Annotated in this window: 10 protein-coding genes and 2 pseudogenes; 6 read left to right on the plus strand and 6 right to left on the minus strand. The window is 70.7% G+C overall.

Going from position 1 to position 13410, the window contains the following annotated elements; translation table 11 throughout:
- Positions 1 to 113 precede the first annotated feature (113 nt).
- The gene (gene gap / locus IGS69_RS33685) at positions 114 to 1112 is read left to right on the plus strand and encodes a type I glyceraldehyde-3-phosphate dehydrogenase (RefSeq protein ID WP_190904225.1); all 999 of its coding nucleotides are present in this window, start codon (positions 114 to 116) and stop codon (positions 1110 to 1112) included.
- 131 nt (positions 1113 to 1243) lie between these two features.
- Positions 1244 to 2566: an aldehyde dehydrogenase family protein gene (locus IGS69_RS33690; protein ID WP_190904226.1), complete on the plus strand. Its 1323-nt coding sequence runs from the start codon at positions 1244 to 1246 to the stop codon at positions 2564 to 2566.
- Between the two features lie 71 nt (positions 2567 to 2637).
- Here IGS69_RS33690 and IGS69_RS33695 read toward each other — a convergent pair whose 3' ends face one another.
- Positions 2638 to 3606 carry a fatty acid desaturase family protein gene (locus tag IGS69_RS33695; RefSeq protein ID WP_232543715.1) on the minus strand — a complete coding sequence of 323 codons (969 nt, stop codon included), beginning with the start codon at positions 3604 to 3606 and terminating at the stop codon, positions 2638 to 2640.
- Positions 3607 to 3628: 22 nt separating this feature from the next.
- On the minus strand, positions 3629 to 5362 hold the full coding sequence (locus IGS69_RS33700) for an alpha/beta hydrolase family protein (RefSeq protein WP_232543716.1): 1734 nt from the start codon (positions 5360 to 5362) through the stop codon (positions 3629 to 3631).
- A 126-nt stretch (positions 5363 to 5488) separates the two neighbouring features.
- Here IGS69_RS33700 and IGS69_RS33705 point away from each other — a divergent pair, with 126 nt between their 5' ends.
- Complete coding sequence (locus tag IGS69_RS33705) at positions 5489 to 6433, plus strand: helix-turn-helix domain-containing protein (protein WP_190904759.1); 945 nt, start codon at positions 5489 to 5491, stop codon at positions 6431 to 6433.
- Positions 6434 to 6490: 57 nt separating this feature from the next.
- On the opposite strand, the gene IGS69_RS33710 is transcribed toward IGS69_RS33705, so the two are convergent.
- Positions 6491 to 6880, minus strand: coding sequence for a thiol-disulfide oxidoreductase DCC family protein (locus IGS69_RS33710; protein ID WP_190904228.1), 390 nt, complete (start codon positions 6878 to 6880; stop codon positions 6491 to 6493).
- Positions 6881 to 7236: 356 nt separating this feature from the next.
- Positions 7237 to 7980, minus strand: a complete 744-nt coding sequence (locus tag IGS69_RS33715) for a LamG domain-containing protein (RefSeq protein WP_190904229.1) — start codon at positions 7978 to 7980, stop codon at positions 7237 to 7239.
- Positions 7981 to 8040: 60 nt separating this feature from the next.
- Between IGS69_RS33715 and IGS69_RS34900 the strand changes: the two are divergent.
- Positions 8041 to 8306, plus strand: a pseudogene (locus IGS69_RS34900) (hypothetical protein); the annotation flags it as partial.
- Positions 8307 to 8337: 31 nt separating this feature from the next.
- Here the strand turns inward: IGS69_RS34900 and IGS69_RS33720 are convergent.
- A complete protein-coding gene (locus IGS69_RS33720; protein WP_190904230.1) occupies positions 8338 to 9312 on the minus strand; it encodes a GNAT family N-acetyltransferase in 975 nt (324 codons plus the stop codon).
- A gap of 424 nt (positions 9313 to 9736) precedes the next feature.
- Between IGS69_RS33720 and IGS69_RS34905 the strand changes: the two genes are divergently transcribed.
- Complete coding sequence (locus tag IGS69_RS34905) at positions 9737 to 10969, plus strand: C40 family peptidase (RefSeq protein ID WP_232543718.1); 1233 nt, start codon at positions 9737 to 9739, stop codon at positions 10967 to 10969.
- Between the two features lie 194 nt (positions 10970 to 11163).
- A complete protein-coding gene (locus IGS69_RS33730) occupies positions 11164 to 11406 on the plus strand; it encodes a DUF5302 domain-containing protein (RefSeq protein WP_190904231.1) in 243 nt (80 codons plus the stop codon).
- 199 nt (positions 11407 to 11605) lie between these two features.
- On the opposite strand, the pseudogene IGS69_RS33735 reads toward IGS69_RS33730, so the two are convergent.
- A pseudogene (locus tag IGS69_RS33735) lies at positions 11606 to 13363 on the minus strand (lysyl oxidase family protein).
- Positions 13364 to 13410: the final 47 nt, after the last annotated feature.

Below are 13410 nucleotides of genomic sequence, written 5' to 3' on the forward strand. Positions count from 1 at the left end.
CCTGTGACGGGATGGGCGGATTGGCGGGATCCTTTTGAACCGTGGCGATCGCGCCACTGTCGGCGGCGTGAGCGGCCAGCGAGCCTGGTGGCGATACCGAAGGGACATCACTCATGACTCGCATCGCCATCAACGGATTCGGCCGCATCGGGCGCAATGTGCTGCGCGCCCTGCTGGAGCGCGACAGCGCCCTCGAAATCGTCGCCGTCAACGACCTGACCGAGCCCGCCACGCTCGCCCGGCTGCTCGCCTACGACTCGACGGCCGGCCGCCTCGGGCGTCCGGTGACCGTCGAAGGGGACGTCCTCGTCGTCGACGGCCGCCGCATCAAGGTGCTGGCCGAACGCGAACCGGCGCAGCTGCCGTGGGCCGAACTCGGCGTCGACATCGTCCTGGAGGCCACCGGCCGCTTCACCTCGGCCAAGGCCGCCCGCGCCCACCTCGACGCGGGCGCGCGCAAGGTACTGGTCAGCGCGCCGTCGGACGGCGCCGACGTCACCCTCGCCTTCGGGGTCAACACCGACTCCTACGACCCGGACCTGCACACGATCGTCTCCAACGCCTCCTGCACCACCAACGCGCTCGCCCCGCTCGCGAAGGTGCTCGACGACCTCGCCGGTATCGAGCACGGATTCATGACGACCGTGCACGCCTACACGCAGGAGCAGAACCTGCAGGACGGGCCGCACCGCGACGCCCGTCGTGCCCGGGCCGCCGGCGTGAACATCGTGCCGACGACGACCGGTGCCGCCAAGGCCATCGGACTGGTCCTGCCCGGCCTGGACGGCAAGCTGTCGGGCGACTCCATCCGCGTGCCGGTGCCGGTCGGCTCGATCGTCGAACTCAACACGACGGTCGCCCGCGACGTGACCCGCGACGACGTGCTCGCCGCCTACCGTGAGGCGGCCGGGGGATCGCTCGCCGGCGTCCTCGAATACTCCGACGACCCGCTGGTCTCCTCGGACATCGTGGGCAATCCCGCCTCGTCCGTCTTCGACTCGGCTCTCACCCGCGTCGACGGCCGCCACGTGAAGGTGGTCGCCTGGTACGACAACGAGTGGGGCTTCTCCAACCGCGTGATCGACACGCTGCAGCTCCTCGCCAACGGCTGAGGGACGCGGACTCTCCAGGCCCGTTCAGGTCGCTGTGACACACGGCACGGATGTGGTTCGGAAACGGTGGAATCCAGAGTCGCGGTCAGAAGGTTGGCATATACATCCGACCGTGAGTCTGCGAGGAATCCGTGAACCACTCCGTCCATGAGCAGCCTGCCGACGTCGTCGCCCGTCTGCGCGCCACCTTCCGCACCGGCCGCACCAAGCCCGTCGAGTGGCGCACGGCCCAGCTGCGCCGGCTCCGCGACATGCTCACGGAGAACGGCGCGGACCTGGCCGCCGCCCTCCACACCGACCTGGGCAAGAGCAGCGCCGAGGCCTACCGCACCGAGATCGACTTCACCGTCCGCGAGATCGACCACACCCTCGATCACCTCGCGGACTGGCTGCGCCCCGAGCCCGCCCCGACCCCGGCCCACCTCGGCGCGGACGTGACGGCCTGGACGCAGTACGACCCGCTCGGCGTCGTCCTCGTCATCGCGCCCTGGAACTACCCGGCCCAGCTCCTGCTCGCCCCGATCGTCGGAGCCCTGGCCGCGGGCAACGCGGTGGTCGCCAAGCCGAGCGAGCTGGCCCCGGCCACCTCCGCCACCGTAGCCCGGCTGCTGCCCGCGTACCTCGACACCGACGCGGTCGCCGTGGTGGAGGGCGGCGTTCCCGAGACCACGGCCCTGCTCGCGGAGCGCTTCGACCACATCTTCTACACCGGCAACGGCACGGTCGGGCGTATCGTGCTGCGCGCCGCCGCTGAGTACCTCACCCCGGTCACCCTCGAACTGGGCGGCAAGTCGCCGGCGTTCGTCGACCGCGACACCGACCTGTCCGTCGTCGCGGACCGGCTGGCCCGGGGCAAGTTCCTCAACGCCGGGCAGACCTGCGTCGCCCCCGACTACGTCCTGACCGATCCGGAGACCTCCGCGGCGCTGGAGCCGCTGCTCGCGGACGCCGTGGAGACGCTGTACGGCAGCGACCCCGCCGCCTCCGGCGAGTACGGGCGGATCATCAACGAACGGCACTTCGACCGGCTCACCGGCCTGCTCGACTCCGGCCGCACCGTCGTGGGCGGCACGAGCGACCGGACGGCGAAGTACCTCGCGCCCACCGTCCTCGCCGACGTCGACCCCGACGCGCCCGTCATGCGGGAGGAGATCTTCGGCCCCATCCTGCCGATCGTCACGGTCCCCGGCCTCGACGAGGCGATCGACTTCATCAACGACCGGGACAAGCCGCTCGCCCTGTACGTCTTCACCGAGTCCGACGGGACGCGGCGCCGGTTCGCCACCGAGACCTCCTCGGGCGGCCTGGGCCACGGCCTCCCGCTCGCCCATCTCACCGTCTCCGACCTGCCGTTCGGCGGGGTGGGGGAGAGCGGCATGGGCAATTACCACGGCCGCTACTCCATCGAGACCTTCAGCCACCGTAAGGCGGTCCTGGACAAGCCGCTGCGCTGACGACCACCGCAGGATCCGGCACGGCCCGACCCCCGCGGAGCCGCCTGGTCGCGGCCGGGCCGTCCACCGGGTCAGCCCTCGGCCGGGCCGCGCAGCGGCTCGCCGACACTCCTGAGGTGGCGCAGCGCCTCCCGGTGCGAGGCGATCAGCCCCGTCCGGTGATACGGCACGCCCAGCTCCGCGCAGTACCGCTCGGTGATGACCTGCGCCCTGGCCAGTGCGGGTGTCGGCATGCTGGGGAAGAGATGGTGCTCGATCTGGTGGTTGAGCCCGCCCATGAATGCGTCGACCAGTGCGCCGCCCCGGACATTGCGCGAGGTGAGGACCTGGCGGCGCAGGAAGTCCAGTCGGGTCCCCTCCTCGATCATCGGCATCCCCTTGTGGTTGGGCGCGAACACCGAACCGAGGTAGATGCCGAACAGGCCCTGGTGGACAGCCAGGAAGAGCAGCGCCTTGGCGGGGGACAGGACTGCGAACAGGCCGCCGAAGTACAGCACGAAGTGGGTCACGAGCAGCGTGCACTCCAGCGCGGGCCTCTTCACCGACGGACTCTTGAGAGCGCGGAAGCTGCTGAAGCTCAGATTCAAGCCTTCCAGGGTCAACAGCGGGAAGAAGAGCGCGGCCTGATGCTTTCCGATGAAACGCGGCAAACCCCTGGCCTTGCGCGCCTGCCGGCGCGACCACACGAGAATGTCCGGCGAGACGTCCGGGTCCTTTCCCTCGTGATTGGGATTCGCGTGATGCCGGGTGTGCTTGTTCATCCACCACCCGTAACTCATGCCCAGCAACAGGTCGGCGACCAGCAGCCCCCCTGCCTCGCTGGGCCGCCGACGGGAAAAGACCTGCCGGTGAGCGAGGTCGTGCGCAGCCAGTCCGAGCTGGCCGAAGACCACGGCCAGAGCGACGGCGACGAACAGCTGGCCCCAGCTGTCCCCCAGGGCGAGAAAAGCACCGACACACCCCGCGAGAGCGAGGGCCACCAGTCCGAAACGGACCGTGTAATACAAAGGGCGGCGCCGGAGAAGCCCGGCCTCGGCCATACGCCGGGACAATTCGGAAAAGTCACTTCCCCTGTTGTCGCTTCCCCTCTTGTCCCTTCCCCTGTTCTTCTCCTGCCGTTCTCTTTGCGTCGACGGGTCCACCGGAAGCGCCATGGAATTGGTCATGCGGCTCAGTATCCGGATCATTCTCCGGCGGCAGAATGGCGTTCACCCCCTGAACGAGGTGGAGTTGGCTCCACCATCCTTCGGGGGGAACACCGCAGCCGGGGGGGCAGCCGGTCAGGTGACCGACCACCGAGCGCATCGCATGCCGCAGGGCAGGAAGCGTCTCCTCCGGCGGGTCGATCGTTTCGAACCCATGGTGGCCGTTGGGGACATCGACCAACTCGAGTCGCGCTGCGCAGCCCTTGGCCGCGGTCACGAACGCATCGACGGTCGCGGCGATCTCGGGTGCCTCTCGCCCGGCCCGCAGGAGGACCACGAGCAGGGAGCCCGCCTGATCGACCGCCCCCGCGGGGTGAAAGCGGCTGCCGGACATCCCCCAGGCGGGAAGGGGAGCCAAGATGGGGTAGGACGCGGCCAGGCAGCGCAGCCAGGCGGGAGGCCGGGCCAGCCAGTCCGTGGTGAGAAGACCGCCGCCGGAGAAGAACCACAGGGCGATCCGGTCTGCGTCCACCCGGGCGTCGGCCCGCACCAGTTCCACCGCGGCGGCGACGTCCTCGGCGGCGCGGTCATAGTCCGAGAGGTCATGGAGCCGGTGGTCGAGAGTCACGCCCACCATGCCCTCGGTGGCGGCCAGGCGGGCATGGCCCACCAGGGTCGGCCACTCCCGCGGACGCGGGCGCGCTCCGGCGGGCACCGGTCCGCCGTGCACGAAGACCACGGCCGGTCGCGGGCCTTCGCCGTCGGGGACGTACAGATCGACCTGCCCTTGGCGGTCGCGAGGCAGCTCGGGCAATTCCAGCGGGAACGGGCGCAGATGGGCAGGTGCCGATGCCTCGCCGCCGGCCGGCCGCAGGCGGTGCCCCTCACCGGCGGCGGCCCGCAGCAGCGCCTCCGCCAGCGCGTCGGGGCAGGACAGCATCGGCCAGTGCCCGGTGGGCAGTTCGAAGAAGCTGACCTGAGGTTCGGTGAGGACCGCCAGTGAGGGGTCGCCGAAGTCGACGAGCCGTTGCACCAGGTCGATGGTCGCGCCGTTCCCGGCGCACAGCACGCCGGTGACGGGAACCGAGGCCACCGCTCCGCTCAGTCGCAGCGGCTGAAACAGGGTGCCCAGCGGTTGCGGCACTGCGGAGGCGGTCAGCCGCTCCAGCGCCGCCTCGCCGACACCGGCGGTACTGCCCCAGCGTCCCCACTCGTCATGGGCCGGTGGCGCCAGCACGCCCTCGCGCTCACCCGCCTCGGCTCGTCCGGCCAGCTGCGCGCGCAGGGCCTGGTCCGGTACGGCGGCCAGCGGCGGAACACCGTTCTGCGGCATCCCGCAGTCCAGGTACACGACGCGTGCGATGCGCTCCGCCCGCCGGTCGGCGGCGCCGAGCACCGGGTGGATCCCGTAGTCGTGACCGACGAGCACGATGTCCGGCCCGGATGCGGCGTCCACCGCGTCGATCGCCGCGATCACATCCTCGATGTGCGTCTCCAGACCGACGTGCGCCGGCGCGGCGGGCCTGGCCGGGTCGATGCCCGTCAGCGGGACCGCGTGCGCCGCGCCGCCCGCCGCGACCAGCCGCTCGGCCGTCTCCTGCCAGACATGGGCCCCGGTGAACACACCCGCCACCATGATGAACACCTGCACAAAGGCCTCCCCGGACTCGTCCCATGACGGCGCGCCGGTCGCGTACGCCGTCCTCCGCGGTCGTCCACGGCACCTGCCGTTCCCCGCGCCCCGGTACCGTAGGAACTCCCCTTAAGGGAGGTTCAACTGTCCGCGCCACACGAGCCGTTGTGGAGCATCGGGGAGCTCGCCGAGCGCGCCGGTGCCACGGTGAAGACCGTCCGCTTCTACTCCGACCAAGGCCTGCTGCCCGAAGCCGCCCGCAGCAGTGGCGGACACCGCCGCTACGGACCCCAGGCACTGGAAAGACTGCAGCTGATCCGCTCCCTGCGCACCCTCGACCTGCCCCTGCCCCAGGTACGCCGCATCCTCGAGGACGAAGACGCAGCCGGCGATGCGCTCGAGGACGCCGTCGACAGCCGCCTGCGCGAGCTCGGCGGTGAGCTGAAGGCCCTGCGCTGGCGGGAAGCGGCACTCCACCTGGTGCGGGACTGCCCTCCGGCCCAGCGCGCCGGCCGGCTGAGGCTGCTCGGCACGCTGGAGACCCCGCCGAGCACCGCACCACTGGCCAGGTTCTGGCGCACCTGGCTGCCACCACGTATGCCGCGCCGGTCTACCGCGGCATTCCTGGAGGTGGCCGTCCCGCGGCCGCCCGACGAACCGCACCCGTCCCAGGCACTCGCCTTCGCGCAGCTCCACGCGATGACGACGGCTCCCTGTCCGGGCAGTCGGCAGCCCCAGCCGGACGTGCACCGAGTAGCGGGAGCCGACGGCGCGGCCCTGCTGTACGAGGGCCTTGTCGAAGCATTCGAACTCGCTGCCCCACACCTGCGCAGAGCACGTGACCCGCAGCCGGGCGAGGCCCTGGACGCCTATGTCGCGGCCTACGCGAGCGCATACCGCAGCCGCGACACCCATGATTTCCGCCGCCTGCTCGCCGCCCGGCTGTCGGCCGATCCGCGCCTGGACCGCTACTGGGAACTCACCGCCGTCGTCCTGACCCCGCCGGGCAGCAGCCCGCAGCCGACCCCGGGCACGGCGGACGACTGGCTGCGCGCGGCACTGCGACGGGACAACGCCGAAGCGGCGTGACGGGAGGATCCGCGACAGGCTGCCCCTGTCGGTCACGGACGTTGCGGGGGTGGCAGGTTACGCCCGGCGAGTCGTCGTACCGGGCACCGCACACGCCGCCGTCCCACCTGGCAGCCGCCCGCGGTTGTCGGCCACGAGTCGGTACACGCCGTGGGCGACCCAGCGCACGGGCGGCAGGGTGAGCACCGCTCCCCACATGGTCCAAAGGCCGCCCGCGCTCAGCAGGACTTTCGCCACGGCCTGCGCACCGCCGTACACCCGTCCCGTGGGTGTCACCCACAGGGCCTCGTAGCAGGCCCGCTCCTCAGTGACGCCGAGCGACACGAGGTCCGCGTGCTGCCATGCCACGGCCTCGCACCGGGGCCGCACCAGACGGCGGGCGAGGTCCACCGACGTGGTGCAGAAGCCGCAGTCTCCGTCGAAGATCAGTACTGGTCGCTTGCGCACACCTCCATCGTGCCGCACCCGGGGCGGATCCGCCCCGGCAGGAGGCGGTGGGGAGGTGCCCCGATGGTGGAACTGATCACGGGTGGGCAACACTTGGTCCTGGGAAGCCTTCTCGGGGAAGGCCCGGGGGAGAGGCGGTGACGACTAGTGGGTGAGCAAGGTGGCCGCGACTGGGTGTGCATGACTCCGGACGACTTCGACCGTGACGCGCCGCCTCGCCCGGAGGTGGACGGACGGATCCCCGCCGAACTGGACGAGTGCGGTACGGCTCCGCTCTTCGGCGACGATCCGGTTCCGGCGAGAACGGACGGGCCCACGTCGCGACGCGTCCAACGTGGGTATCAGGGGCGGTTGTTCTAGGAGACCGGTCTTGTGGTCACCGCCGGCGTGCCCGATGTCGTGGGTCGCCGTACGACCAGGTGGCTCACCTCGTACGACATCTCGGTCGTCTCCGGCTGGGGTGGCGGGTGGTAACGCCCGGCGCACACGGAGAGGTTGACGATGAGGTAGGCATACCAAGTGCGGCCCACGCCGCGTCCGTCGGCGAAGATCCTCGTGCCGTTGAGCCACCATTCCACCGACCGGGAGCCGAACACGGTGCGCAGGTCCACCTGGGCGCCCGGCCGGACCGCCTCGTCGTGGTGGTAACGGTTCGTGCCGCGGACGTGGTTGGTGAATTCGAGGAGGTCCGGGTTGTCCGGGTGGTACTCGAAGATGTCGATCTCCTGGTCGCCGTCCCGCCAGGTCCAGATCGCCGGCCAGGCGCCGATCTCCTTCGGAAGCCGCACCCGGGCTTCCAGGATGTCCCCGGGGCGGACGGTGAATCCCTCCTCGCTGCCCTCGGTGGTGAGCAGCCCGGTGTTCCACCGGCCGTCCGGCCGTCGCCTGGCGCGGAAGACGCCCGACCGGCTGTACGCGGCGTCGGAGACCAAGTGGTCGAGCTTGTCGTCGCGCGGATTGACCGGGCCTCCGCCGGGATAGGCCCATGAACGGCCCGCGACCCACTGGGTGGTGGAGGTGAAGTCGGCCGTGAAGACGACCGGGGCGCGAAGTGGTGGGCCGAGAGCCGGAACCGGGCTGTCCGGTAAGGGTTCGTTCATGCCGAATGTCTCACCGGCTGGTGGCCGACTATGCATCATGGCCACTCTCCACGGCATCCCTTGACCCTTGCGGGTGAAGCAGGCACCCGGGGAGGTGGTACCGGTCAACTCAACATCGACGCGGCGCGCGGCTACGCGGTGGCCACCATCGACGCCGCCGGGTGCGGTGGCCGCCCCCTGTCCGCCGCGGAAGGCCCGGTCGGGTACTCCGGGGATGGACCGCCCCCGGTGTCCGGCTGGCGGTGGTCGAGCCGCGCATCGCGGCCGCGGGCTTCTTCGCCGGTGGCTTCGTGCCCTGTGCCGAGCGGGAGCAGGCCCGGCAGGTTCCATTCCGCGCCGAAGACGCCGGTGGAGGACTCAGCGCCAGTCGTCGATCACGTAGGCGTCCGGGTGGCTGTAGCCGGGTTCGTTCGGCTTGTGCATGGTCACGCCTTGCAGCCAGGTACGGAAGCCGCGGTCGGCCATGCGCCGGTACGCGTCCTGGCGGGCCAGGTTCACTCCGGCGTCCAGTTGTCCCAGGCCCTTCTCGGTGGCCAGCTGCTCGCACGCGTCCAGCAGTCGTTCGAACCGCTCCCCGGCGTCCGGGCCCGGCCGCACGGCACCGAACTTCACGAAGCACACGTCCTCACCGGCCTCCGATCCCGCTCCGCAGTGGCAGACGGCCAGACCGTCCAGGTCGGAGTCGGTGCCCTCGAGGAGGATGGTGTCCCCGAGCTCCTGGGCCTGCGTCGCCACGATCTCCCGCTCCAGGCTCAGGCCCTCGTGCACGGCCCCCGTCAGTGCGCGCGCGAGCCTGAGTGCGTCGGGCCGCTCGGCGGCGGTCAGCTCGCCGTACAGCACGCGGCCGGGGGCTGCGGCACCGCCGGCGACCTGCTTCTTCATGATGGCTGTGAGGAATCGGGGCCAGAAGCCGTACCGGCGGTAGAGCTCGAGGTGCTTGGGGCTGTGCGAGAAGGTGAACAGGCCGAGGTGGCGGTTCTCCCAGGTGTCGAAGCAGGCCATGACCGGATCCATGAGCCGTCTGCCGATGCCCTGGTCCCACAGATCCGGATGTACGGTCAGCGGGCCGAAGAACCCGACGCTGCCCCAGTCGGCGGCGAAGTTCGATCCGACGACTTCGCCCTCGACGGTCGCTGCGAAGGCCGCGTGCGGATCCGCAGCCCAGCGGGTGCGGACGTAGTCGGCCGTCCCGAAGAACGTCTCCGGCTCAGGGGCTCCGAGGAAGGTCCCGAAGGCGACCCTGAAGATCTCGTCGGCCCGGTCCAGGTCAGGCTCGACCAGCGGGCGGACGGACACCGGGGCTGCGACACTCGTGCGTTTCGCTGCGGGCATGATCGCTCTCCCTTCCGCCCCAGTTCCATCGCACCACGGACGTGGCCCGCGGGCGAAACGGGAGATCCCGCGGTAGCTGAGGGGTCGAGGTGCGCCGGGGCCACGAGAACGCAGGACTAACCCGGGGGAGCCCGCTGAGATCGGAGTGGAGGAGGAAGGGAGCAAGGTCACAAAAGCATATCGGGCATTTGGCGCTTGGATCTTCACGGGAGGATCACAAGGTGGCTAAGTTGGTCACTGTCTGCACGAGTTCCATCGATCGGCAGGTGGCCTTGTGCACGCTCGGATGAAAGGAGCGCTTATTTCATGGCGCCGGAACGAACCTCGGGCCCCGGAGTGACCGGCTTCGCGGACAGGATCAACTCCCTTGCCCCGCAGGCCCTCATCGCCGAGGTCCGATGCTCACGGTCTGCTGGGGCCCGCGTTGACGACTGAGAGCGAGGCGCCGAGCCCCGACGAGGTCCGGCGGTATGTCGACAGCCTCTACGACCGGGCCGAGAGTGACACGGGCAAGTTCAACGCGACTCGCGCCGCCGGGATCCCGCGCCAGCGGAGCGCGACCACCCGCGATCCCTCCCGGGAGGACACGGAGCCTGCCATCGGAGGCCTTGCCCGGCAGTGGTTCGACGCAGCCCGCGCCAAGCTGGGCCCGACGGTGCCGGCGTCGCTGCCGGAGAGAAGGTCGCCGGCCGTTCCCGACCGCGCCCCGCAAGCGGCGCGCCCCGTGCGCCCGGTCGAACGACCTGCGGAGCCCCTCGCCCTCGAAGCGCCCAGGACGCCCAAGGCCCTCGAGGTCCCTGAGGCGCCCGCCAGCGTTGCATGGGAGCTGACCGCCGGCTCAGCTCAGACACCGCCGACTGCCGCCCTGCCACAGCTCCCCGAGCGGCCGGTCGCACCGGACCCCGCAGGCGAGTCCCGACGGGACGAGAGCACCTGGCGTGCCGATGCGCGGCCGGCCGCGCGCGACACGGTGGCACCGTGGCCGCTGTATGAGCCCGAGCCGTCTCCCGCCCTGGACTCTGTCCCGGTGCTCGCCCCGCAGCCCGCCCTGGCGCTGCCCACCGGTTCGGACCCCACCGCGACCTATCGCACCGGCCTGCCGGACATCACTGCTCCTGCCGTGACGGCACCTGTTCCGGTACCGCCTGCCGAGCCGGCCGGCGCACCCGCCATCGCGGCGCCCACAGCGGCTGCCATGCCGGCGCCACAAGTCACCTCCCCGGCTTGGGAAACCACCTCCACCACCGTCACATCGGCGACGTACGGCGGATCCTGGCAGTCCCCGGACGCCGGCCACAGGACCCAGGCAGAGCGCGTGATCACCTTCGCCCGGGCGCAGATCGGCCGGCCCTGCGTATGGGGCGCGGTCGGACCCGGATCGTACGACGCCCCCGGTCTCACCCAGGCCGCGTGGAAGGCCGCGGGCGTCACGCTTCCCCGGACCACCGAGGCGCAGTGGAGAGCGGGGATGCAGGTCACGCTCGCTGACGTTCAGGTCGGCGACCTGGTCTTCTTCCACGACGACCTGCGCCACGTCGGCATCTGCAGCGGCAACGGCACGATGATTCACGCACCGGGCCCGGGAGCGCGCATCTGCGAGGAGTCGGTGTTCTTCGCCGGTCAGTCGGCGATCAAGGGTGTGATCCGTCCGGCCTGACACCGGCCCGGTCTGACGTCGGCCGGCCTCCTGCGGCGCGGCTACGGCCAGGGCAGGACCAGTGCGCCCCAGGCGACGACAGGGCCCAGGAGGTGTCGACGATCGTCGTGGAGGGGAAAGCCAGTCGGCGGCACCTCATGCGGTACCCGGCATGACAAGCTGTGCTCTCCAACGTCCGAGCCCAGGAGGTCACCATGGCCGCAGAGTCTCCAACACCCGAAGGTTCGGAGCCGGCTGACGCCGAGAGCCCTGCCCTCACGCCCGACGCCGACGGACAATACGATCTGAAGCGCAAGTTCCGTGAGGCCCTGGCCCGCAAGCGCGGTATGCAGGCGGAGGCCGCCGACCTCGCCGCGAATCCACACGCGTCGAAGATCCGTGGCGCGCACGGCCCGGCGGCCCACCAGCGGTCGTTCCGGCGCAAGAGCGGCGGCTGAGCCGAGACCCGGCAGGGCACGGCCCGTCGGCGATACAGACGAGGTGCGCTGTGCCCTGCCGGGTGTAGGTCGGCCTGATGGCGCGAGAGGACCCTGCCCGGCCGCGGCGACGGTTCGCCAAGACCACAGCCGCCGTCCATCATGGCCGCGCCCCCGCCCTGATCCCGGGCGGGGGCGCCGTCTTCGTCGCGCGATGGGGTCAGTTGGCGTTCACCAGGTCGTGCGCCGGGACGGTGACCGTGCGCTTCCCCGGCTTGCCGCCGAGCACGATCTTCCGCAGGGCGCTGTTGTTGTCGAGGCTGGTTTCCTTCAGCCGCTTCTCCGGGTTGGCCAGCACCTGGATGTAGTAGGTGCCGTTGGGCACGCCGGTGATGTCGAACGACTGGCCCGGCAGGTCCTGGGTGTAAGTGTCACCGGATCCGACGTCCAGCACCTCGCGGACGGAGATCGAGTTCTCCTCGCCACAGGCGGTGGCCAGGTCGGTGTTGTACGGATGCCAGTTGGCGTTCTTCACCGTGTAGTCGATCGCGTCGGTGTTGGCCAGGCAGAACGCTTCCTTGCCGCTGCGCACGGTCTCCTTCTTGTCGGCCTTCAGCAGCCGGTAGCTGGCGAAGTCGGTGAAGTGCCAGTGCACATGCCCCGGGCGCGGGTCTCACTCCATGGTGCCGGTCGGGGTGTAGCCGACCTGCTTGCCCTTGGCGTCGTAGAAGTACTGGAAGGCGTCCATTTTTGCCTTGCCGGGCGAGCGGAATCCGTCCACCACGAGCTGCGCCGGGCCGGCGTTCCAGACGTTGGCGCTGAACGCCAGGTAGTCCTTGCCCGGGACGTCCTTGTCGCCGTCGCTGATGGTGATGCCGTAGGCCGGCAGCGAGCGCAGGTCGGGCTTGGGGACGTCCGGGACGGAGGCCTTGCCGGTGGGCCGCTTCGACAGCGGTTCCAGAGCGGGCGCCTGACGTGAGCCGTCGGTCTGGCCCCGGGTGTCCCGGGCCTGCTGAGACAGTGCGGACTGCTGCTTCTTCTTCAGCGCCCACGGCAGCGCAGGCGGCGCGGCCTTCAGCGGACCGTGGCCCACGTTGTACGAGGGGCCCGCACCGCTCGTCACCGGAGCGGCGGCCTCGGCGCGGCTCGGGGCATGCCCCGGCCCGTGACCGGCGTGCGGGGTCGGCGCCTGATGACCGGCACCGTGCCCGGCGTGCTCGCCGGCCTTCGCGGAGCGGGGCGCCACCCCGGTGGAGCCTTCATCGCCCTCGTCGCTTCGTTCCACCACGGTCACCTTGACGGTGGCCGCCTTGTCGGCCATGCCGAACAGGTCGCGGTACTTCTTGGCGACACCGACCCTGGCCGTGTACGTACCGGCCGGCAGCTGGACCGGCTCGCCGTACGAGCCCGCGTAGGTGTTGGCCGCCCAGCCCTTCTCGACGCCCCACACCGAGCCGAGGGTGAAGGGGTTCGTGGGGCAGCTCTCCGGATACTTGGACTTGGCGGGTGCGTCGGGCCGTACGCGGCCGCTGGCGTTGTTCGGGCAGAAGCTCTCCCTGCGGGTGAGGACCTTCTTGCCGGCCTTGTCGGTCAGGGTGATCTCCGAGAAGCCGGGCAGCCCGGAGAAATCCTTCACGGTGCCCGTGGGCAGCTTCTTCGCTTTGGCCTTGCCGCCCTCGTACACGGTCTGGGTGACAGCCACCGGGTCCTTGTACGACTTCCGGGTCACCTTGAGTTCCAGCGGCCTCCCCTCCGCGATGAGGTAGGTGCCGAGGTCCAGGTACACACCCGGCTCCTCCTTCCAGGAGGTGAGCGTCACCGAGTTGGTCGCGGCGACGAGGCTCAGCTCGGGGCCCTTCGCGGCCTTCGTCGGCTCCTGGGCGGCGGCCACGATGCCGGCCGTGACGGCCGTCACGGCGATGGCCGTGGTGCCGGCGAGCAGCGTACGCCGCAGCCGAGTGGTGCGTCTTCTGGTCATGGTTCCCTCGTCCTCCGGTGCTCGGGAAGGAAGCAGGCGGCACGACG

Origin of the sequence: Streptomyces tuirus (assembly GCF_014701095.1) — a bacterium.
In the GTDB taxonomy this organism is placed as follows: domain Bacteria; phylum Actinomycetota; class Actinomycetes; order Streptomycetales; family Streptomycetaceae; genus Streptomyces; species Streptomyces tuirus.

Excerpts from the sequence above, each read along its gene's own strand:
- gap (WP_190904225.1), top strand. The coding sequence starts at position 114 with ATGACTCGCATCGCCATCAACGGATTCGGCCGCATCGGGCGCAATGTG.
- IGS69_RS33695 (WP_232543715.1), bottom strand. The coding sequence starts at position 3,606 with ATGGCCGAGGCCGGGCTTCTCCGGCGCCGCCCTTTGTATTACACGGTC.
- IGS69_RS33715 (WP_190904229.1), bottom strand. The coding sequence starts at position 7,980 with ATGAACGAACCCTTACCGGACAGCCCGGTTCCGGCTCTCGGCCCACCA.
- IGS69_RS33720 (WP_190904230.1), bottom strand. The coding sequence starts at position 9,312 with ATGCCCGCAGCGAAACGCACGAGTGTCGCAGCCCCGGTGTCCGTCCGC.
- IGS69_RS33730 (WP_190904231.1), top strand. The coding sequence starts at position 11,164 with ATGGCCGCAGAGTCTCCAACACCCGAAGGTTCGGAGCCGGCTGACGCC.